At 49.6% G+C, this 21,824-nt stretch carries 22 protein-coding genes, 2 tRNA genes and 1 rRNA gene; 10 read left to right on the top strand and 15 right to left on the bottom strand.

From position 1 onward, the window contains the following. Positions 1-763 precede the first annotated feature (763 nt). The 3 genes from rrf (at position 764) to F1593_RS24135 (ending at position 4,812) form a co-directional block, all read left to right on the top strand. Positions 764-880, top strand: a 5S ribosomal RNA gene (gene rrf / locus F1593_RS24145). Between the two features lie 207 nt (positions 881-1,087). Then, positions 1,088-4,027 carry an ATP-dependent helicase gene (locus F1593_RS24140; RefSeq protein WP_149404119.1) on the top strand — a complete coding sequence of 980 codons (2,940 nt, stop codon included), beginning with the start codon at positions 1,088-1,090 and terminating at the stop codon, positions 4,025-4,027. A gap of 266 nt (positions 4,028-4,293) precedes the next feature. Beyond that, a complete protein-coding gene (locus F1593_RS24135; RefSeq protein WP_149404118.1) occupies positions 4,294-4,812 on the top strand; it encodes a hypothetical protein in 519 nt (172 codons plus the stop codon). Positions 4,813-4,893: 81 nt separating this feature from the next. Here the strand turns inward: F1593_RS24135 and F1593_RS24130 are convergent, their stop codons facing one another. Continuing rightward, positions 4,894-6,216: an MFS transporter gene (locus F1593_RS24130; protein WP_235932685.1), complete on the bottom strand. Its 1,323-nt coding sequence runs from the start codon at positions 6,214-6,216 to the stop codon at positions 4,894-4,896. A gap of 806 nt (positions 6,217-7,022) precedes the next feature. Here F1593_RS24130 and F1593_RS24125 point away from each other — a divergent pair. The 4 genes from F1593_RS24125 (at position 7,023) to F1593_RS29655 (ending at position 9,796) form a co-directional block, all read left to right on the top strand. Next, on the top strand, positions 7,023-7,811 hold the full coding sequence (locus tag F1593_RS24125; RefSeq protein ID WP_149404117.1) for a hypothetical protein: 789 nt from the start codon (positions 7,023-7,025) through the stop codon (positions 7,809-7,811). A gap of 194 nt (positions 7,812-8,005) precedes the next feature. Continuing rightward, a complete protein-coding gene (locus tag F1593_RS24120) occupies positions 8,006-8,410 on the top strand; it encodes a GntR family transcriptional regulator (protein WP_149404116.1) in 405 nt (134 codons plus the stop codon). After that, positions 8,407-9,516: a DUF1648 domain-containing protein gene (locus tag F1593_RS24115; RefSeq protein WP_149404115.1), complete on the top strand. Its 1,110-nt coding sequence runs from the start codon at positions 8,407-8,409 to the stop codon at positions 9,514-9,516. Before F1593_RS24120 ends, F1593_RS24115 begins: the two co-directional genes overlap by 4 nt. 148 nt (positions 9,517-9,664) lie before the next feature. Then, positions 9,665-9,796 (top strand): hypothetical protein, encoded by a 132-nt coding sequence (locus tag F1593_RS29655; RefSeq protein WP_268907083.1) that lies wholly within the window; start codon positions 9,665-9,667, stop codon positions 9,794-9,796. Between the two features lie 40 nt (positions 9,797-9,836). Here the strand turns inward: F1593_RS29655 and F1593_RS24110 are convergent, their stop codons facing one another. Genes F1593_RS24110 through F1593_RS24100 form a run of 3 tightly spaced genes read right to left on the bottom strand, consistent with a single transcriptional unit; the run spans position 9,837 to position 11,647 of the window. Then, positions 9,837-10,373 (bottom strand): hypothetical protein, encoded by a 537-nt coding sequence (locus tag F1593_RS24110; RefSeq protein WP_149404114.1) that lies wholly within the window; start codon positions 10,371-10,373, stop codon positions 9,837-9,839. After that, positions 10,351-10,668 carry a hypothetical protein gene (locus tag F1593_RS24105; protein ID WP_149404113.1) on the bottom strand — a complete coding sequence of 106 codons (318 nt, stop codon included), beginning with the start codon at positions 10,666-10,668 and terminating at the stop codon, positions 10,351-10,353. The genes F1593_RS24110 and F1593_RS24105 overlap by 23 nt, the downstream gene beginning before the upstream one ends. 10 nt (positions 10,669-10,678) lie before the next feature. Continuing rightward, positions 10,679-11,647 (bottom strand): hypothetical protein, encoded by a 969-nt coding sequence (locus tag F1593_RS24100; RefSeq protein ID WP_149404112.1) that lies wholly within the window; start codon positions 11,645-11,647, stop codon positions 10,679-10,681. Positions 11,648-11,800: 153 nt separating this feature from the next. Between F1593_RS24100 and F1593_RS24095 the strand changes: the two genes are divergently transcribed. Further along, on the top strand, positions 11,801-14,395 hold the full coding sequence (locus tag F1593_RS24095) for a tetratricopeptide repeat protein (protein ID WP_149404111.1): 2,595 nt from the start codon (positions 11,801-11,803) through the stop codon (positions 14,393-14,395). A 63-nt stretch (positions 14,396-14,458) separates the two neighbouring features. Here the strand turns inward: F1593_RS24095 and F1593_RS24090 are convergent, their stop codons facing one another. From F1593_RS24090 to F1593_RS24040, 11 genes are all read right to left on the bottom strand, one after another. Beyond that, the gene (locus tag F1593_RS24090) at positions 14,459-14,644 is read right to left on the bottom strand and encodes a hypothetical protein (RefSeq protein ID WP_149404110.1); all 186 of its coding nucleotides are present in this window, start codon (positions 14,642-14,644) and stop codon (positions 14,459-14,461) included. 740 nt (positions 14,645-15,384) lie between these two features. Beyond that, a complete protein-coding gene (locus F1593_RS24085; RefSeq protein WP_268907084.1) occupies positions 15,385-17,946 on the bottom strand; it encodes a tetratricopeptide repeat protein in 2,562 nt (853 codons plus the stop codon). 417 nt (positions 17,947-18,363) lie between these two features. Continuing rightward, positions 18,364-18,435 (bottom strand) — tRNA-Trp (locus F1593_RS24080). A 22-nt stretch (positions 18,436-18,457) separates the two neighbouring features. Continuing rightward, positions 18,458-18,547 (bottom strand) — tRNA-Ser (locus F1593_RS24075). Between the two features lie 294 nt (positions 18,548-18,841). Next, entirely contained in the window at positions 18,842-19,066 is a 225-nt protein-coding gene (locus F1593_RS24070) for a hypothetical protein (RefSeq protein ID WP_149404108.1), read from the bottom strand. Further along, on the bottom strand, positions 19,066-19,350 hold the full coding sequence (locus F1593_RS24065) for a hypothetical protein (protein ID WP_149404107.1): 285 nt from the start codon (positions 19,348-19,350) through the stop codon (positions 19,066-19,068). Before F1593_RS24065 ends, F1593_RS24070 begins: the two co-directional genes overlap by 1 nt. Beyond that, positions 19,350-19,556, bottom strand: a complete 207-nt coding sequence (locus tag F1593_RS24060) for a hypothetical protein (protein WP_149404106.1) — start codon at positions 19,554-19,556, stop codon at positions 19,350-19,352. The genes F1593_RS24065 and F1593_RS24060 overlap by 1 nt, the downstream gene beginning before the upstream one ends. Beyond that, positions 19,549-19,860 carry a hypothetical protein gene (locus F1593_RS24055; RefSeq protein ID WP_149404105.1) on the bottom strand — a complete coding sequence of 104 codons (312 nt, stop codon included), beginning with the start codon at positions 19,858-19,860 and terminating at the stop codon, positions 19,549-19,551. The genes F1593_RS24060 and F1593_RS24055 overlap by 8 nt, the downstream gene beginning before the upstream one ends. Positions 19,861-19,948: 88 nt before the next feature. Then, the gene (locus F1593_RS24050) at positions 19,949-20,215 is read right to left on the bottom strand and encodes a hypothetical protein (protein WP_149404104.1); all 267 of its coding nucleotides are present in this window, start codon (positions 20,213-20,215) and stop codon (positions 19,949-19,951) included. A 73-nt stretch (positions 20,216-20,288) separates the two neighbouring features. Beyond that, on the bottom strand, positions 20,289-20,588 hold the full coding sequence (locus F1593_RS24045; RefSeq protein ID WP_149404103.1) for a hypothetical protein: 300 nt from the start codon (positions 20,586-20,588) through the stop codon (positions 20,289-20,291). Beyond that, positions 20,554-20,847, bottom strand: coding sequence for a hypothetical protein (locus F1593_RS24040; RefSeq protein ID WP_149404102.1), 294 nt, complete (start codon positions 20,845-20,847; stop codon positions 20,554-20,556). The genes F1593_RS24045 and F1593_RS24040 overlap by 35 nt, the downstream gene beginning before the upstream one ends. Before the next feature lie 196 nt (positions 20,848-21,043). Here F1593_RS24040 and F1593_RS24035 point away from each other — a divergent pair, with 196 nt between their 5' ends. Together F1593_RS24035 and F1593_RS24030 are read left to right on the top strand one after the other, a co-directional pair. Next, the gene (locus tag F1593_RS24035; RefSeq protein WP_149404101.1) at positions 21,044-21,286 is read left to right on the top strand and encodes a helix-turn-helix domain-containing protein; all 243 of its coding nucleotides are present in this window, start codon (positions 21,044-21,046) and stop codon (positions 21,284-21,286) included. 233 nt (positions 21,287-21,519) lie between these two features. After that, on the top strand, positions 21,520-21,824 hold a 305-nt coding region (locus F1593_RS24030), incomplete at its 3' end, for a BRO-N domain-containing protein (protein WP_268907082.1).

Below are 21,824 nucleotides of genomic sequence, written 5' to 3'. Positions count from 1 at the left end.
AGTTGTCAAGGTACATCTGTCTGTAAGGCAAGCGTTTCGTGTTTTTCTGTTCGCTCGCTTCAGCTCCCGTAGTATCGCATATCCCTTGTGGTTTGTCAAGCGTTTTTCCAGGGGAATTTGCGCTTGCGCTGAAATTCATTGTACTCATCGTTCGTGCTGTCTCCAGCAGGGAGACGATCCGAAAAAAAGAGCCGACAGCTCCCGGCAATCTCAACCTGGTTGGGAAGCGCGTGAGAGATGCATGATCTCAGAGGAGCCACATTACCGTGGCACAAAGGATGTTCGAACAAACAGGAGCACAATCCCTTCAAAAAGGAAAGTGTGATTGTTTCGTTTCGACAGCTCAATGAGTATGCCATACGCAAGGTGGTCTTGTCAAGGGTTTTCAGGACGAAAAAACATGGATGCTGAAAAATGGAGGTGCGACCCGAGGTGCGCTTGCCCGTTCACCGTACGACCATCTCGCTCCAACGCGCTGTGACGCCCCTGGCATGACAGTTGCGGCAGTTGCGGTAAGGATGAGCCTATGGGCGAGGGGATCGTACGTGAACGGGCAAGCGCACCTCGGCTGCAGCCCTGGCACGCACCTACGTTCTCCTTCATTTGTGGGTTTCCCTCCTATTCCTTTTCTTTGAGCGGTATTGCCGGTGAAGGGTGGCTACTACTACTACGGATGGAGAAAATTCTCCTGGCGCAGGGGGTTGACAGAAGCGCAAGGGTGTAGTAGTATGTCCACATCGAGAACACCTGTCTGTGCAGGTGAGCCGGTGACACTAGCGAAGAGGGTACACCCGTTCCCATCCCGAACACGGTAGTTAAGCTCTTCCTCCCCGATGATACTCCGTGGGCAACTGCGTGGGAAAATAGGAAGTCGCCGTCTCACCCGCCCACACGGGTGTTTTTTGTTATACCCTCTTTGTTGTCCCCCTACGCCACATATCAGATATGACTTTTATCTGCGCTGAACGCATTCTTTCAAAAATATAGCAGGCTATGCGTATATAAATATATATACTCATAACACAGAACCGGATTTTATAGTATTTTTGTCCAGGCAATGAATAAGCTATAGAAAGAATATATAATAATGGTACATCCAATAGATTTTATTGCTCCTGAGTTGTACCCTCGCTATGAGATGAATGAGGCCCAGGTCGAGATTATTTCACATAAAAAGGGTCCGTTACGGATCATTGCAGGGCCAGGATCAGGCAAGACGTATAGTCTGACGCTGCTGGCGATGAATCTGCTGCTGTGTGGCGATACACCTCCTGAAGGAATTGTGCTGTGTACTTATACTGAAAAAGCGGCGCATGAGATGCAGGATCGTCTCTTCCAAATCGCACATGAGATCAATTATAGTGGCGATCTTTCAGCGATTAAAATTGGAACGATCCATGGTATCTGTAAACAGTTTATCAATCGCTATCTACACCATACTCCTCTCGGCAATAATTATGAGACGTTAGATCAGTTTGGGCAGCGGCTATTGATCTATCAGTGTTTGACTGGTCTTAAACCTCTTGATTCCCCCTTCTGCTCTCCACCTATGCTGGCTTATTTTCATAAGCTGGATGGGTGGGGCTCGGATTGGAATATTGCGAAGAATCTACAATTCCTTTTCGATAAGATTACTGAGGAGTTGATCATTGATCGCTTGCGGGAGGCGTTCCCTGTGCCTCGCATAGAGAAAGCTAGCGATCAGATTACGGTGGCTAGCTTCCTTACGTATCTTTATACGCGCTATGAGTTGCTGCTGCGTGATGCTAATTATGTCGATTTTGCCCATCTGCAAAAATATGCTTATGATCTACTCAGGCTGCCAGAGGTCTTTGCTCTGATTACAAAGGATATACGCTATGTGCTGGTCGATGAGTATCAGGATACCAATTATATTCAAGAGCAGCTCCTGGCTAGCCTGGCAGCGGCAACTCCACAGAATAATTTCTGTGTCGTGGGGGATGAGGATCAATCGCTCTATCGCTTCCGGGGCGCGACGGTACGCAATATCCTGGAGTTTCATCAGACCTTTCCTGAGTGCCGTCAGATCGAGCTTACGATCAACTATCGCTCCAATTCCCAGATTATCGATACCTGCAATCAATGGATGCGGTCCCTGGATGACTCGTTGTCACGCGCGAATGCGGGGCAGGCGACAATCTTCCGTACCAGCAAGACAATTCGGCCCGATCCATCTGTCCCTGCTGTGATCCATCCTGCGGTCGTGACACTTTCGGAGTTCGATCCCGAGCGCGAAGCGGAACAGCTAGCGATACTGGTGTCGGATTTAAAGGCTGTCAACAAGATTCAGGATTATAGTCAGGTGGCTCTCTTGCTGCAAAGCGTGCGGCCAGATTATAGCGAACCATACATCAGGGCGTTTCAGGCACGCGGTATCCCGGCTTCCTGTTTGCGCGCACGGGATTATTTTGCACAGATGGAGGTTCAATTATTAATTGGTTGTTTCACCCAATTGCTGCATTTCTATGATGGCGCTGCCTTGCCTGAACAGGAAAACTTCATCGATTATGTAAGAGCTTGCAAGGCGATGGCAATCAAGTATAGCCAGCAATATGGCGATCTACGCAGCGAGTTAGCGGCGATTCAGCAGGAGTTGTGGACGGAGGATGAGGATCGCACTGCTCCAGAGCAACAACTGGCGGATTATTTCTATCGTCTACTCGCTACCGAGGCTTTCAAGTCCTTCCGCGTCCAGAAGCAGCCGCTAGCGAATCTGGTGCTCTTCTCACAACATCTGAAAACCTTCTTCTCCAGCTTCCAGCATCTCACCGTCACCAGCAAGAACCTGAGCGCGCTTCAACACGATTTCTTCTATATCTTCCTCTATTTACTTCATCAGGAGGGAGTGAATCAAATGGCCGATCCTGATGAGCTGGTGCCGGAAGATCACGTGCAGATCATAACGATCCATCAGTCCAAAGGGCTGGAGTTTCCGGTCGTAATTGTGGGTAGGATGGATCGCAAGCCATTTTCGGTTGATGCACTGGATAAGCCTATCAAGCCGTTCTATCGGCGTGAACCATTTGAACCAGACAAATATATCCCGGCCTTTGATCTGCGTCGGCTCTTTTATGTAGCCTTTTCACGCGCTCAACAATTACTCATTCTCAGCGCGAGCAAGCGACCTCAAACACAGTTCATGGGACTCTTTCAGGAGAATCCAGCCAGTGCTTATAATTATCAGGCTATTCTGGATATGCCAGCAGCTGGCCCTCATAAGCGGCATGATCCACCCAAGCGCCGCTTCAGCCTGACAGGCCATATTATAACGTATACAACCTGCCCTAAACGCTTTGAATATTTCCGTGAGTATGGCTTTATGCCCGCCCGCACGGCGAATACGTTCTATGGACAGCTTATCCACCAGACCCTGGAGGCAATCCATCGCGTGACACTTGAACGCTCATTAGCAGTTCTAGAGGACGCCGAGATTGAGGATTTGTTTAAGCGCACGTTCTATTTCTTGACCTGTACCAGTATGACTCCACCCGACCGTGCGAATTTACAAAAAGCTCGCACTCAGGTTTTGCGCTATGTGGATCAAAACCTGATGGAGCTCCAGAGTATCTATGATGCTGAATACGATTTCCAGGTTGAGAAGAAGGATTATATTCTGACGGGCAAGATGGATCTATTGCTACAGGGTAAGCAAGGATTGGAGATTGTGGATTTCAAAACCGGGGCCCGGCCTGCCAATAACTCGGCTCGGCTGGAAAACTATAAGCAACAATTGCTGTTGTATGCCCACGCGTTGGAACGGCGCACGGGACAGCTCCCGCAAAAACTGTATCTGTATTGGACGGATGAAAAAGAGAAAGATGATGCACGGCTGGAAGTCCCTTATCATGAAGAGGATATAGAACGGGTTAGCAGCTACTTCGATATGATCAGTCAGCGGATTTTAAGCAAGCAGTTTGAGGTTGTCACGCCTCCGGATCCCACGGTTTGTAAGGGCTGCGATATGCGCCATCTCTGCCTCAAGAATGGCACTATACACATCTCTTGAAACGTGATAGAGGGGATTTGCACAACTGTTTATGGATTTGAATCGTGTACAATCCATAAGATGAAGCGAGAAGATATCTATAGAGATGCACACAGCATGTTTAGATGCTGAGAAGTTAGAGCAGTTATTTACAGGCTCTCTGCTTGCGTTTCAGGTGGTCAATAGAGTTCTAACACGAGGGAACGCGCCAAATGATTGCTTTGAAACGTGTAGGATGAAGGCAAGCGGGGGCCGTAGGCGAGAAAGGTTAAGCAAAGATGGGTGCCATGCGTAAAGATAGAGATATCCCTTATATCGGGAAAGATGCGTTGGCTTTCACATTGACCAGTGCGGCAACTGCGGATTCAGAAGCGCTAAAGCAGGCTTCCAGATTAGGAATTGTGGCAGGTCTGCGCTCAATGACGCCTCTGGCAGTATTAACCTGGTCCGAGACAGAGGTCGCACCAAAATTGAAGACGATCACAGCCTTGCTGGCGGCTGGCGAACTGATCGGAGATAAATTGCCGTTTACACCCAGCCGTCTTAAACCCGGATCGGTACTCTTTCGCTTGACCATTGGGGCGACTGCAGGAGCGTTGTTGTGCAAACGTATACAACAGCCAGTCCTCACAGGAGCCATACGAGGCGCGGTTGGTGCAGCTATTGGCACGGTGGCGGGCTATGCCTATCGCACCGTTGCGGCTGATGTGACAGGCATACCCGATATTGTCTGGGCCATCATTGAAGATGGTGTCGCTGTAGGTCTGGGCAGGCTTGCAACGACATCCGACACACAAAACCTGTAGGCCCACAGCTACCCGAACATAATTTATTCCTATGCGCCGTCCAGGAACCGTCAAACGGTCTGCTGAACTGAGAATCTCAATCTATACAGATTGACGCTCAGTTTCTCGCAAGGTTCCCAGACGGCGCATTTCGGGCCAATAGAGGGCAACACAGACAACAACCAGAATTGTCCCAATGCCACCTCCCACAACGGATAAGAGTGGACCGAAGAGTTGCGCAGTCAGACCTGACTCAAAGCCACCCAATTCATTTGAAACTCCAACAAATAATGAGTTCACCGCTGACACACGACCACGCATCTCGTTGGGCGTTCTGGTCAACAGTAAAGAACTGCGAATGACCACGCTCACATTATCCAATCCTCCCAGCAGGAAGAGCATCACGAGCGACAACCAGAAGAAATGGGAGAGTCCAAAAATGATGGTGGCAATACCAAAGCCAGCGACAGCCAGGAGCAGGATCGGACCAGCATGCTTGAAAGGCGGGCGATGGGTGAGAACAAAAGCGACACAGAGCGCTCCAACCGATGGGGCAGCGCGCAGCCATCCCAGGCCAGTGGGTCCAACATGCAGGATATCTCTGGAAAAGACTGGCAATAATGTCGTTGCCCCACCCAGCAAGACGGCAAATAAGTCCAGTGTGATAGCAGCCAACAGTACATGGTTGCGGCGCAAGAAACTGACACCTTCGAAAACTGCCTTCCAGCTTGCCTCATCCTCTTTCACAGTTGGAACGATAGTTTGATAACGAGCCTGGACAAAGAACAGCAAACAGACAAAAATAAAGGCGGCCAGCGCATTTAAAGCATAGACAGGAGTGGAATAACGAAATATACCGATTAACATACCACCCAGGCCGGGCCCGATCACCGAAGCTAACTGCCAGGCACTACTATTCCAGGTCGCCGAATTTTCAAATGCTTCTTCTGGAATCGTCTGCGCAGACAAGGCGGAACTGGCTGGCGACTGAAAAGCTGACGCGATCCCCATCACAAATAGACATGCATACATCAACACAATCGATCCCCTGGTGATCGACAAGAGTGTCAGACCCAGAGAAGTTATAACAAATGCGCTTTGTGAGATCAGCATAATACGCTTACGATTAAAGCGATCCACGAAATGACCGGCTGGCAGGGAGAGCAAAATCACAGGGATGATTAAGACCAATCCAACTGCGCCCAGGGCCAGCGATGAATTGGTGCGATTATAAATGTCCCACCCTAATGCCACCTCTACCATTCTCTCACCCATCGAGACGATAAAGGAACCAATCACAAGCAAGCGAAAATCTCGGAAACGCATGGCCTGATAGGGATCGTGAACGGCCCTGGCAGGAACAGAGTGTGGGTTCTGCAAAGATGAAGAACGCGGTTGTTGGTCGTCTTTGTCGACAAGACTCACGGATGTACCTCTTAACTAATGTACCTGGATTACCTGATGATCCAAAAAGACAGTATTGCAGGAAGCGTAGCGTCTGTTTACCATGTTCTTGATCTGAAGATGGATAAAAGAGGAAAAGCCTTCCCATTAAAACTATACCATACCTTCTGGTAGGTAGGCAGGTGCTGACGCACCACACAGATAGTGTTTGATTCCCAATACCAGCGGGATCTTGCTGCTCACCTGCTGGCAGGCGCCGACGCGCCTGCGCCCTTTTTAGTATGTATTGTAGAAAAAGGGGTTTGAGCATCATTGGTGCGAAAACTCATGCACCAGGATGGTGAAGATCATGGAAGTTATGGGAATTGGTCCTATTCTTTGAAAATCGCTGCTTCAGGATTATAATATGTCCTGATTTTACAGTATCAGAGTGTATCAAATTACATCAAATATCAATTTCTTGCTACACAAATAGCACACATTATTATTTAGATTGCAGAAAAGAATAACTATTGAGCTCTAAAGAAGACCTTAATTATGGTACAATAGAGTTGTCCGGAATTCATTGAGCTGGTAGATATTGGTCTTTTCTCCAATCTATTTTTTTTGCCGCCTGGTTCCTGATGAGCTTCAGTACTTACGCATGCCTTAGCGTTTCTCATGCACATATACCCGATTTTCGGTTATTAGTTCTGTATGCCTTATTTTACCGTAAAGAAACGTGTTAATGTGAAATAACGCATTTATTTTAGAATAAAGCAGATACAACGATGTATGATGATAACAGGGTTTCTTCACAAGAAAACATCTGGTCAAGAGGAGTTGAGGTGTATACGACAGATCTATCAACTCTCCTGAAGTTGTTACAAAAAGTACGTCAGGATGGGCGCGTGCGAGCACAGATACCACAGGATGTGCTTGGTTCACAGGGTGGCTATGCATTTATTGATATGTTGCAGGGCAATGTAGTTTCCTGCTCCATCGTGAACCTGCAAGGGCAGATTGTACTCTCTGGTAATGAAGCATTACGAGTTATCTCAACAGTAGGAGCATTACAATGGGAGGCCAGGCTGGAAAGCCAAACCACAAATCCCAATTTGCCAGCCTATCGATCCAGTGTGTCTGGCAGTGGCTTTACCAATCCTAATCTTCCTGCTTACCAACCAGATAGACAGACCAATCCCAATCTTCCTGCCTATCGACCAGATGGACAGACCAATCCCAATCTTCCTGCTTATCGACCAAATGGACAGACCAATCCTCATTTCCCTGCCTATCAGGCTGGTACTGCCTCGACTCAGCCGATACCGGCGATCCAGGCGAATGTGACAGGCAATCCATCCTATCAGCAATCTGGAGCGCAAACGACATTTAAGCGGATCGTCTATCCATTTTCCCATTTCATTCCAGCACACAGCATAAACATTGATGCTTATCTATTAAGCAGGTTTCCACGGCGGCAAAAGAGGGTGCTGATCCTGGTTGATGGCGTCAGGACAATCGAGAAAATTGCGTCAATCCTCATGCCCGGCAACGATGGGCAACAAGAGATTTATACGATTGTACGCGAGCTGATCGAGATGCAAGTTATCCACATCAAGGGATCACTACGCTGATTGGAATAATATCAACTACCTTTTCTATCCTTAATAGAGACAACTACAGTTATTTAACGGGCTCGAGCATTCGTCTGCATCGTAAAAATTTGCTAACACCAGCATTTCACAAAATTGGCTATATAACATATTGCAATTCTTTGTTCTATTTGTTATAGTACTACTATGATAATAGACAAGAAGGTTTTACTGCTATGTTGCTAATGATTGAAATTAATAGCGAGCAGCCCATCTATCAACAGATACGGGATCAGATTGTGGCGGGCATCGCGGGTGGACAGTTGCCGCCAGGGAGTAGTCTGCCGTCTATTCGCCAGTTGGCCGCCGATTTCAGTATCAATCTTCATACGGTGAATAAAGCCTATGATCTGCTGGAGCGTGAGGGTTTTATTCAACTCAAGCGCAAAACGGGGGCGATTATTCAGGTGAAGCCATCACTGGCCGCTTCCTGGGTAGAGCGGCAGCGCACACTATTAGCCGAAGCCTATGCGAAAAATGTCTCTTCTGAAGAAATTCTAGAGCAGTGCAAGAAAATATTAGCTGAATTTGCTGCACAACGTACACTTCACAGAAACTCATTCAATGGGGGCGAACAATGACGACGATGGTTATTCTGATGGATATTCTCTCTCTTGCCGTGTTGCTCTTTGCCTGGTTCTGGCCCAATATGATGCAGCCAACCTTGCCCTTTGGGGTGCGCATCCCTCCTGATCGGATACAGGCTCCGATTATTGCCCATGCCCGCCGCGAGTATCGTCTGAGCTTGCTGGTGATCGCTTTGCTGGTGGTTGCTTCGGGCTGGTTTTTATATGCGGAACTGCTGGCAGGCCCCGGCAGTCTGTTAGTGACCTTGATCTTGCTTTTTCTGGCATTCTTTAGCGCCCACACGCGTATCGCGCAGGTGAAGGCACGTGAGGATTGGTATGCGGGACTGCGCCAGGTGGTGATGACGGATACCGATCTCCATCAGGTGAATACGAAGATCTCATGGCTCTGGCTCTTACCGTCCTTGCTCCTGCTGGCGGCGATGATCGTAATTGCTATCGTGCGCTATCCCGCCTTACCGGCTGTGATCCCAACGCACTTTGGCCTCAATGGTCAGCCTGATGCCTGGACAACGAAAGCGGCTGGTCTGCTGACAACCTTCATTCCGACAATCCTGATCAATGCTTTGATCCTGGGGCTGGCTTACTTTCCGCCTGTCCTGCGGCAGCAGATTGATCCAACGAATCCAAAGGCGGATATTCAGCGACAGCGTCTGATGCGCCAGGATCTCACGAAGATTCTGCTGGGGATGATTACCTTTGTCAATGTAGTCTTCTTGATGACGATGTTGATGGTCACAAATGTCCTTTCAGGGGATTACTCATCGCTGCTCTTCTCGGCGATCATGGGAGGCGCGATCCTGCTGATATTGGGCTTGCTGGCTTATGTGGGATATATCACGGCCCGCCGAAATCATACACAGGCTGATGCAACATCACAAGGGACACCGAAGGATACTGTGGTGACCCGCGATGATGATCGCTTCTGGCCCGGCGGCATATTCTATAACAATCCCGACGATCCCGCAATCTTCGTCTCAAAGCGCTTTGGACTTGGCGGGACCATCAATTTTGGACATCCTATCGGCAAAGCGATCACGGTAGTCTTCATCGTGTTTATCGTAGGAATAGTCATCCTGGCAAAGTTCACGGCACATTAGAATCCCACCCATAGGCCCAAAGAACGAAAATCATGATGGCGAAGTGTAGGTGCGTGCCGAGGCCGCAGCCGAGGTGCGCTTTCCCGTTCATCGTACGATATCCTCCCCGTAGGCTCATCCGTACATCAGACATTGAGGTGCAGCATGCATGGTGCAATGTTGGAGCGAGATTGCGGCACGAGGCACGGGAAAGCGCACCTCGGTTGCGACCTCGGCACGCACCTACATCGCGATGGGGGAGATGGTTGTACGAGCAAGAGAGCCTCATCCTTTACGGTGAGGCTCTTCTTTGTATATTTTCTATTATCAATAATGCTCGCTTAGCGGCGGCTGGCGAGTCTGCGGGTGTCTTCGTATTCCTCTTCTTTGTCTGGCTCTCCTGCGATAAGAAGGATGTAGCCGGTGGCGAGGATGGAGGAGATGTCGATGTTGAAGGAGCGCATCTTGAGGCGCGTGCGGGAGAGCGCACAGCGGACTGGTCGCATCTCTTGATCCCAGATCCCTTCGGCCATGGCTTCATCGAGGTGTTGACGGGCGGCGGCGATGCTCTCTTCACTGGCCTTTCCCCCACCGTAAAAGCCGGCATAGAGTACTTCATAAGGGCAGTAATATGGGAAGAGTTCCAATAGCGGGAGGAGGACACTCATTTCGGTATTGGTGAATTGTTCCTGCTTCAGGAGGCGCGGAATGCCTGTTGCATCGCTGGTCAGGTATGAGAGCGTCCCAAAGGTCATATTTAAGGCCATGATGTGTCCCGATGGCAGCGAGTCCTGCAACGAGAAGTGCATGATTTTATTGGCTTGCTGATTTGTATAGTCTGCTGGTGCTTTAGGTTTACGCAGGTAGACTTTCTGCATGGTGATACTCCTTCATAGTAGACGTTTCTGGGCCTACCAATCTCAACCGCATCGCCACTGTTCCGCGTACACCAACCGTGGCCGCCTCTCGGCAATGGGAACGCTCACTCGATGCTCTCTGCGCAGCAGTGCGCGGGAACGCGTCGGCACTCTCACAACGGCGTTGAATGCTCGTTGGCGCGTCCAGTTCTGACGAGATACGAGAGACCGCTGCCGTAACGACAAAGCGCACAGCGATGATTAATCGGGTCTTTCTAGGACGATTTAGATGAATACGATGTGTGTACATTGCCATATGAATTCGACTATATCCCCCAGAATGTTGTATGCAACAGCGATACGGGTGCGCTATTGATCGGCGCGGTCCGGGCTATCTCTAAGAGATAACCAAAGCCAACGCCGCCCAGGATACCGAGTAGAACGAGTACCACCAGGATTAGCAGCAATTTGTCTTGTCGGATATGGTGAAAATGTTTTGTCAGGGTAGACGTGCTGGCTTCGTCCATGACTGGCGCTGACTCATCGTGTCTGGGTACGAATGTATCCAGTTCACTTAAAGAGAACTCCAGATTGGATGAAAATGGGGCGGCGGGCTTGTCGAGTACGGCGACAGTTGCCCGGGCCTCATGCCTGACAAATCCATGTGTCGGTACATCACCCAATGGCTCAGTGATACGAGGCGTCATCAGACTCAACGTGTTCTGAGTGTCAATGGATGCTTGCACGTCCATCATCTCAAAACTCTCTGGCTGGCGAAGTTGACCAGAAGTCCTACGTGAGTTGGCAACCGCTATCTCGGTCCATTTCGAGCGATACGTTTCCCCCAGCGCACTCTCGACGGGATAGCTATAGGTGCTCCATGAACCAGTAAAACTGGCCACGGGTGACTGCTCTTGTACAGTCATGAACTCCGGCTGCGCCTGCCATTCGGTACGCTGCGTACGTGGCGACTGAATCCCCCCGGTTTGGAATAACGCCTTGTGACAGGTTTCGACCGTGGAAAAGACGGTAAAACCATGTCGGCGCGCCCAAAGGCGAAGCCGTTCGTTCCCCTCAATGACCAGAACCAATTGTGCATTCTGATCAGTAATCACCTGTTGCAACTCACGCAAATCTCCCGGACGCCGAAAAACGGCATCTTGCGGCAACACAACGATAATTGACTGTGGCTCCTGTGGCCCCAGATTGTAATAGAGCCAGTTCAACACAGTCGTACGCTCGTCGGTCGATTCCACCTCCAAAGTTATAATATTGTTGAAGTCTTCGTGTTTCATGTGCCGTCCGTATCTTTGCTCACGTTTTCTCTAACCACAAACTTTTTCTATGCTAATTATGCCCGAAAATGAGGTATACTTTTAATGACAGACTTATCAGTCTTATTTATCATATTTATCACTCTCGCATAGATAAGGAAGAATGGTGAAAGGATGCCAACCTCGGAGACGCCCTCCCAGGCTCGGATACGTTTAACTGAAACGCGGGTCAGCTCTTATCTCTCACAACAGGAGGTTGCTGATAAAATTGGGACGACCTACGTGAATGTCAGCAGGTGGGAACGCGGAATAACCAGGCCAAATCCTTATTTCCGCCGCAAACTCTGTGCACTCTTTCAGAAGACTGAAGAGGAACTGGATCTCCTGCCGACGAAGCCAGGACGCGGGAGCAGTAGCAAAACGTCAGCCGCCGCAGTGACGACAGCTAGCAGCGCACCCGCTCCTGTGGCGGTGCCGCGCACTATTTATGACGCGGCGATCCCACTGCAGGCGATCCAACTGATTGGACGCGATCAGAATATCGCACAGATCACGCAGTGCCTGACGGGCGAACCGAGCGGATCGGTGACGGCGCTGAATGGGCTGCCAGGGGTCGGTAAGACCGCCCTCTCGGTCGCTATTGCCTATGACACCACTATCCGTACGTTCTTCAGCGATGGCATCCTCTGGGCCAGCCTGGGACCACAACCGAATATCCCGGGTATTTTTAGCCGCTGGGGCAGCCTGCTCGGCATGTCCTTCGCCCAGATGACCAGTCTGGCGACCAATGAGGCCAAAGCCAAAGCCATTCGCTCGGCCATCGGACACCGCAAAATGCTGATTGTGATCGATGATGCCTGGAAGCTAGAGGAGGCGCTGGCATTTCAGGTTGGCGGGGGGCACTGTGCCCATCTTGTCACCACGCGCTTCCCTTTTATCGCCTCGCATATGGCCCTGAATAACGCCATCAAAATCGAAGCATTGACCGAAGATCAAAGTATCGACCTGCTTAATACTCTGGCCCCACAGGTCATCAATCGTGAGCGGCAGAAGGTCCACGCCCTTGTACAGGCCGTGGGAGGCCTGCCGCTGGCCCTGACACTGATGGGCAACTATCTGCGCAAGCAAGCCTATGGAGGGCCAGCACGACGCATCACATCGGCCCTGGAGCGCCTGAGCAAGGCTGAAGTGCGCCTCAAACTCAAAGAGCCACATAATCCCTCTGAGAGCCATCCCAGCCTGCCGATGGAACAATCGCTCTCCATCCAATCCATCATCGCCGTCACCGACCAACTGCTCGACCAGAAGACCCGGCAGACCCTCTATGCCCTCTCCGTCTTCCCGCCCAAACCCAACACCTTCTCCGAAGAATCCGCGATGGCCGTCGCAGATTGCAGCTACGAACAACTCGACGCCCTCTCCGACACCGGACTGCTCGAATCCAACGGTGAACGCTACGTCCTCCATCAAGTCATCTCCGACTACGCCCTGCTGCAAATCGAAGAAGACCAGCTCCAACAATCCCAGGAACGCCTCATCACCTACTACGCCATCTATGTCGAAGAACACCAGAAGGACTATGAACAGCTCGAAATTGAAAGTGATACGATATTCGCCGCATTGGAGAGTGCACATGAACAAAACAAAGCGGAGGAACTCATACATATCACCTGTTCCTTTGCACCATTTCTGATCATGCGTGGACTCTATCAACAGGCTCTACAATATCTAGAAAAAGCCTACGAAGTTGCTCAACAACAAAAGAACAACTACGGCATCACGGGGACGCTCTTATACCTGGGCCAGATCAGCCAGAAGCAGGGCAACTTTGCGCAAGCGGAACAATATTTTCAACAAGGACTGGATCTGGCTCGTGCGGAAAATGAACAAGAACGTATTTGTGAGCTTCTGACAGGCCTGGGATCTGTGAAATGGCGCATGGGGAAACACGATCAAGCTAAGGAATCGTTGGAAGACGGGTTGATATTAGCGAGACAGATAAATGATAAGGAAAGTATCGTCGGACTTCTGCGCATACTAGGATCGGTTGTTGGCAGCCACGAAGACCATGTACAGGCATCCTCCTATTTTCAAGAGGGTCTTACACTGGCTGAACAACTAAACAATCGGGAACAAATCTGCGTGCTACTGAGCAACCTGGGCAAAGCTGCAATGGAAATGGGGAACATGTCTCAGGCAAAAGGGTACTATCAAAAAGGTTTAGTAATTGCTAGACAAATTGGTGATCGCGAGCAAATATGTGTTTTGCTTACGAATCTGGGTGATGTGTTGAGCGAACAAGGGGATCTCATTCAAGCTGAAATCTACTTGCAGGAAGGGCTTATACTTGCGCGTGAAATCAATCATCGAGAATGGCTCAGCGCGCTCCTCATCAATTTAGGTGTAACAGAAAGAAAAAAGGGAGAGTACAAAAAGGCCAAACACCATATTCAAGAAAGCCTGAATTTGGCAAAACAAATTGGTCATCCATATTTTACAGGAATGATCTTATGGGAATATGGAAGCTTATACCTGGATCAAGAAAAAATCGAAGAAGCAAAAAACACTTTTAATGAAATGCTTCAAATTATCAATCCCGAATATCAGGACCTCTTTGCCTTAGCGAACTATAATATCGCTCGCATCGCAGCAATTCAAGGTGATATGAGCTTGGCACAAAAGCTTGGAGAGGAAAACGTAAAAGCATTAGAAATGATGCACCATCGAAAAGCTGAAGAAGCAAGGCGCTGGTTAAATTCCATTATGTAAAGAACATGTAGAAAAGGCTCTTTGAAAAGAGTAATTTTCTCAGAGCCTTTTAAGTATCCCCAATTAGTTGTAGAATGCCCAATCAGGTTTAACTTTGCTTCCGGGTGCAGTTACAGTAGGAATGGGGGTAGGTGATACCGTTTTAGTTCCGGCAGCATGACCAGCGAAAGAGGGTCCGAGGATCAGGACGGTTGCCATAATTAAGAGTACCAGGACGGGGAGAATCCAACGAAGATATTGTTTGCGCATGACGCTTCCTTTCCGATGCCCGGAGAGCGCAGAGCCGCTTCCAAACGGTCGCTCTTACCGTCTTGCCTGCACTGCGGGCTTACTATGAGTGATACAGTCCAAATTTTGATGCCGCCATTGCGACACATTTGTGACAGCTGCTCCAACCTCTAAAAGGCGCACTCTTCCACAGGCTGGGTCACTATCTGAGTAGTCTGGTCGGACAGAATGTTTCAATACATTCCACATTTCTGCCTGCCTGATCGCTCTTCATGCATTGCTATCGATCCATCTTTCGGTATAAGACAATTACTGGACTGCGTCCTTCTGCAATGTGCGCTCCGTATCGATGTCTTATACCAGATCAGCAACATCACTAAGAACCAAAGTATAAGATTTTTCGCCAACCCTCAACATTACCAAAAAAGTACTAACAGAACATCAGAAGTTGACGATCAGACTGTATATGCCCTTTGGAAGCGGGTTTATAAGCATTAAGACAAAAAGAGTATCAGCAAAAGGGTAATAAATCAGGCAAATACTCATTATTAAGATTATATAAATATTATTTATGACCACGCTTCGGGAGCCATAACCACCCAAAATGGAGAATATCAATGTTGATCAAGGAGTGCCAGTACATGTTATAATGAGGATAGGCAGCCTGAGGGACGCTTCTATCACAGATAGATAGCTTGATGGCTGCCCTGGTCCTGATGGTCCGCTACGAATTCTCCCACGAGATCTCTATCCAAAAGTCCTTATGAGTTGAGGGCTGCCACCCAATCTTTTATTTCTTGTGTCTCACCATAGCCAATCGGTTCCAGCGCCTTTAAACTTCTCTCACCATATATCTGAGCCATTGCGATATCATTGCGTGCCACCGCAACACGAGCTAACCCATATTGTGATAAACCGTACCATCCTTTATCATCTTCAGCAGCAATTTCTAACATTTCAAGAAAGCATTTCTCTGCTTCGTCTATACGTTGAGACATTATATAAAATGTGCCATATTCGTTTAAAGCATTGCAGATCATTTCAGGTCGCCCAATCTGACGTGCCAGAGGTAGACTCTCGGCCAATAATTGTTCGGCCTCCGCAACGTTTCCCAAATGCCATAAAGAAGCAGCCAGATCACTTGTCAAAGCGCTGATCCATTCCCGGTGTCCTATCTGCCGTGCCAGCAACAAGCCCTCACGAAAAAAAGATTCAGCAGCTCGATACTCTTTTTCGTAACGTTTCACATCACCTAAATTGAGTAAAATCACACACATCTGTTCGCGATGTCCAATTTGTCGTGCAATGTGCAAACCTTCTTCAAAATACTGAGCCGACTTTAGCTGCTGTCCTTGTAACGCTGCCAACACCCCAAGATTCCCTAACAGAATACACATATTTGCACGATCATCCATCAGAGTAGCCAGCTCTAACCCTTCATTGAAGGTGATCTCCGCTTGCTTAAAATCACTCAGAGCACTAAAAACAGACCCTAAACTTTTAAGGATCACATGAACAAGATCGTTACGACCAAGCTTACGTGCCAGCGATAGAGCTTCATACAGATAGTTCTTTGCTTCCACATAGGAGCCACGCCGCAAGATTAATGCGCCGTAATCGGTCAGGAGTTCGCAGGTATGCTCTTCGTCGCCGAGTTCACGGGCAAGGTCCAGTCCTTCCTGGAAATAGGCCTGGGATTGGTCGAATTTACCTTGTTTCTGGGCGACTTCCCCTAGATAGAGCAGGATGCCATCGACCATGGCTTGCCGGTCGTGCAGGGCCGCTGCGGTGTCGTAGGCGCGTTTGAGATGGTGTTCTGCGAGTCCATAGAAGCCGCGCAGGATGAGATAGGGGGCGAAGCTGCAGATGCCCTTGATCAAGGCGGTGCGCTCGCGCAGGGTGTAGGCAAGTTCGAGGGCGGCTGTGATGGTGCTGGTCTCTTCTTCTAACTGCTCATAAGCTTTTTTATGCGTTTCGATATAGGCAAGCACATAGGCGATCAAACGCTGTCCAGCCTGCGCCAGGGCCGCTTGATCCAACTGGATATGCGCGTAGTCAGCGATGACTTGATGGAGCAGATAGCGATTCGTGCCGCTACATTCCAGCAGTCCACTATCCGAGAGTGTGTCAAGCTCATCGGTGCTGCAGTTGGCGACGGCGAGGGCAACCTCTTCCGAGAAACTGGTAGGCTTGGCGGGTAGGATCGAGAGGGCATAGAAGGCGGTGCGCGCTTCCTGGCTGAGGAATTGATCGGTGACGGCGATGATGGACTGCAATGAGAGCGATGTTTTATCACTGAGGCCAGGATGGCTCTCTGCTTCGTTTTGAGGCTGGCTCAAGCGCAGGCGCACCTCAACATCCTCAAGGCTCTGTAAGAGCGTCTGGACGCGCCGTGTTTTGCCGCTATAGGCATGGGTACGCAGATAATTGCCCATCAAGTAGAGAGCAAGCGGCAAGCCACCAACGGCCTGAACCAGATCCAGACCTTTCTGGACCTCGGTCAGTGTGAAGGTTGGGGCCAGGCTTTGCAAGAGATCAATACTATGCTCGGCACTCAGCTCGTGTAATTGGAGTGCTCCATTCACGGTCAGGTGCGCGGCAATGGCAGGAAAACGTGTCGTCACCAGATGCCGACAATTGATACCGCCCACCTTGCAAGCCAGAGCATCCTCCAGCGTCCAGGCGTCATCAATCACAATCAGGAAGCGCCGTGAGCCAATCGCGGTACGCACCGCCTTCGACCAGGATTCCAGGCCGGTTAAGACACCAGCATTCGCCGTCGTAATCCCCAGCAAAGCGCCCCAGCGGCTTAGCAGGCCCAGCAGATTAGGCTGTGGACCCAGGCCCGCCCAAAAAATACCATCCACAAAATGCGCTCTCAGATCAGGATTATGGGCCACAGCGGTTGCCAACGCCGTCTTGCCCACTCCCGGCAGACCATGCACAGCCAGCAGAGAAGGAGTATCCAGCAAGCAGAGCTGCAATTGTGCTAATACAGCATCCCGTCCGATCAGACCATGTGCCAGCAAGGCCGGGATAGCGGGATCATAAAGCGTCGTCGCGCCTGTAGCGGTGGTCTGCTCCCCAGCTAAAGTATCCGGCAGCAGCAGCAGAGGAGTATCCTCAGCCAGCTCCGAAAAGCCCAACTCATCCGAGGATAAAGCAAAGAAGGCGCATAACTTCTGCAACAGAGCAGCAGAAGGAAGCGCATCCCCACGCTCCCAGCGCCCAACCGTATAAAAACTGATCCCCAGTGCGGCGGCCAGCTGCCGACGCGACACATCCCGGCTCCTCCGCAATGTACGCAACCGATCATTCGGCATAAAGCTTCCCATAGAGGCCACTCCTGCGAAACAAACCATCCCCTAAAAAACCGCAAACCACCCAAAACAGCATACCAAATTTTTCACATATGCTTAAATTATAATGCATCAATCACCACAAAAGGACACAAACATCCACAATCCCGGCAAACACCAACACAATCTCCACCTGGAACACCATATTTTCCTGCTTATTAATACATGCTCAAAAAGCGTAGGTGCGGCCCGACGTCGCAACGGAGGTCCGCTTCCTCTTCATCGTACCGAAACCTCTCCCGCAGGCTCTCAAGAATGGTGTCAACGTACTTAAGGATGATTCCTGTACGAGCAAGTGGCAAGCGGACCTCTACGCTTTTGATGGATGTGGTGCGATGAGGCATAAAAAAATCTCTGGAGGTTATCCAGAGACTTTTGGGACAGGGGAGACAGGACTCGAACCTGCAACAACACGTTTTGGAGACGTGGACTCTACCATTGAGCTACTCCCCTAGGGGCTCGATTGTTTGAAATCTGGCGGAGAGGGAGAGATTCGAACTCTCGGAAGGGTTACCCCTTCAGCGGTTTAGCAAACCGCCGCACTAGGCCACTATGCGACCTCTCCTAAGGAATCGTGTAAAACGGCTTGTACCCTCGATCTAGCCCTATTCCTCAAAATTTGATAGATTTCAAATTTCTTTGAAACCGCTACGCTCCAAGGTGTTTACCGCCGCGCTACGAATAGTAGAATACCACACCGCAACACAGCTGTCAACACCTTTTTTACTGAAATCTAAAATCTCTTAAAGTTGCTAGAACCGCTGAAGGGGTAACCCTTCCGAGAGTTCGAATCTCTCCCTCTCCGCCAGATTTCAAACAATCGAGCCCCTATTTCTCTAACCAGGCGTTGACAATGGGACTATTCAAAATAGTCTCTGAGCATCCTGATTTCCGCGCCATAAAAAATGACCTCAGGCCCATCGCCTTTGCCGTCAACTTCCATTACCTGAGCAAGAGAGAGCTCAATTGGATCACTCCCTCCAGTGGTCAGCGTCAAGTCCATTGACTCACGCAAGGTGCGATCAATCACCAGGCGCATCAGTCCTGATGGTGTCCCTCGCAAGGGGCAATGCTGCTCTGTCATTACGGTACCTGCACTTTCTGTCCAACACACAGGCCGTACACGTCTGCCTCTGATGTGAAGTAGTAGGCGCTGACCACTGGGATCACTGCATTCGTGTTATCGGTGGCAACCGTGCCATGGACCAGGCGTTGTGCGCTTGCTCTTGCCATCTCTACCGAACCGGCAATCCAGCGACACCCACACTGAATGCGGATGTACTGACCAGATGAGATGTCCGCACCGTCCGGCCTGTCCAGCGCATAGCGCCCTCTCGTAGTCGAGGGAACAAGGGTATGGATTGTCATCAGATTGTCCTCCCACGTACGCGACGTGACGCATCGCCTGCACTCAAAAGGCCCGCCTGGTAATCCTCATTGACCTCTGCAATCAAAATGGGATCTTCATGACAGTCGCAACTATCATCATCACAAAAAGGACGTGCGGCTGTGTGGAGCAGCTCGTCAGTCTGGATCACAGGCATGTCATAGTGTTCTTCACGTGTTTTACGCATGGGTGTTTTCCTTCTCCCCTTGCAAGGGTGTGTGTTGTGTTGAGCGATAAGGCGGGCAGTCGATTGGAACGCCCAGGGCGGCACGTACATCGCCATTGTTGAGGAAGTTGCGCAGCGCCCGCGCTTCCTCAGAGGATAAGCGCGTAAAGCCTGCTTCTAAAACGTGCTCAATGATCACAGTGCCATCTCCCCAGATGGAATACTCATAGAAGTTGACCTGCTTCAGCGCGACGGGCGCGCCCCGTGGGAAGTCTATGATGGGTGGAGCTGGTGGAGTCGTTGCCTCTTGTTGCATCTCTGGCATATGTGGTATCCTTTGACTAAGTGAGGCTGTTAGAGCAGCCCCACATTCATAAAATTGCTTGCTGATGCCTGCTATATCTCCCCAGATGTTAGCAGGCAATCTTTTTGCCCTCTGCCAAGCTGTCAAGATACTGCTTGAGGACGGCAGGCGAGATGGTCACCTCGGCAACCCCATTGCCAGCTGCATCAGAAACAGCCAGGACCAGCCCTTGCTCATCCTCAAAGGAACACAGATCAATGGTATGCGCACCCGCCCGAAAGGTCAGGCTGTTCTCAAAGACATTGACGGTGTGTGTCGCGCTGGTGAACGGTGCGCTCTGGGTGCTGTGGTTGCTGATGTTCATAAGTTGAGCCATGATTGAAATTCCCTTTCATTCTTCTGTATTGAACAAACTGTAAAAAAGTAGGAAACGAGAGAGAGAAACACGATTAGCGAAACAGGCTGAAACCTTGATTGCGCTGATTGAGCACTCCAACGCTACAAAGATCACTGATAGGTTGACCGCTTGTCAGCTTCTCCGTAATGGCTTGTGCCGCCTCTGGTAGCGTTCGGATTGCGGTAGCGTGCTGTTGTTCCACAACTGCTAGCAAAGCCTCTAGATCATCGTCTACGACGCCTACAGAGGCTTCTGTGGTCGTCATTGGTGACTCGATGACCTGAGCAACAGGAGTAACGTTTGCTACTCGCGCCGCTTCAATGGCGATGAGCTGCTTTTTGTGGTAACACATGCCACTCGCTTTGCACTGGCATCCTGCAATCTTGTCCATTGAGGAAGCACACTTGATAGACCTGATAGCGTTCGCCATCGCGTACAACAGACTGATAGGTTGTGCCGTCAATCTCGACGATCCCACGTGGACACAGGATGTACGATCCATCAACAAGTGGCTTGCTCGCCCGGACCAGGTAACACACTTTGTCCTCATGCTTCCACTGGATACGTGCAATAATGACCACTTGCTTCTTTGCTGCTGCTGTACGTTTCATCTGTTTGACTCCCTTCAATTTCTCGTTTTCTCTCGTTCCATGTATGGATAACAACATGTTGTTGGACAGTTATCAATAGGTTTATTGGATATTTTGTATTGACAAATAAAATTGATTATGTTACTATAACAACAAGGAATTGGACAGAAATAAAACAGTTCTTATATAGAGAAGTCCAATAAGGAGGTGGCAATCAATGCCTGAAGAAAAGGAGTTTATGACGTTTGAGGAAGCTGCTAACTATCTCGAAATAGGTCGTAGTACGCTCTACAATTACGTTCATGACCTCAAAATTGAACCGCGTAAGTTTTATCGAGATAAGAAAAGATACCTTGCTCTGCCAGATGTAAACCGCATTAAAGAAGTTCGAGAAAAACCTTGGCTTGCTGGCGAACGAGAAAGTAAAAAAGCAGATGGTCCTGAAGAGAGTGCAGTTTGACCCAGGGCGAGAGTGTCCAAGAGCCTGCAAAACTTTAAACCGCTCTCGCCCCAAGCTGACACTTTCATTCTATCATGTAATACCTATAAGTCTATGGTAATGTATTCACATGCTAAGGGCGCTCCACAAGCGGATTGATCACCTTTTTTGCAAGGTTTCGTAGCGTATCGGTTTTTCCGATCAGGCTTTCAATAAAGGATATTCTCCCCTGCAAGGGGATAGAGAGGAGATGCATGAACACACTGCCAACCATTTTCAATTATGAGCAACACGAAGTTCGGACGATCACGCGAGACGGTGATCCCTGGTTCATCGCCAAGGATGTTTGCAGGTCATTAAAACTTACCAACGTCAGCATGGCTGTTAAAGATTTAGACGAAGATGAAAAGGGTGTCATTTTAATTGATACCCTTGGGAACTTATCCGAAAACGTGGAAGGAGATGATAGAATCAAGAACAAGGAAAGGAACACGAATCCCCCAAGCAAAGGAGAAACCAAGATGGCCCGAACCAAACCGTGGGAAGTCAGTGACCAATT

Origin of the sequence: Dictyobacter arantiisoli (genome assembly GCF_008326305.1) — a bacterium.
Lineage (GTDB): Bacteria > Chloroflexota > Ktedonobacteria > Ktedonobacterales > Ktedonobacteraceae > Dictyobacter > Dictyobacter arantiisoli.
This window is presented reverse-complemented; position numbering and strand designations above follow the sequence as displayed.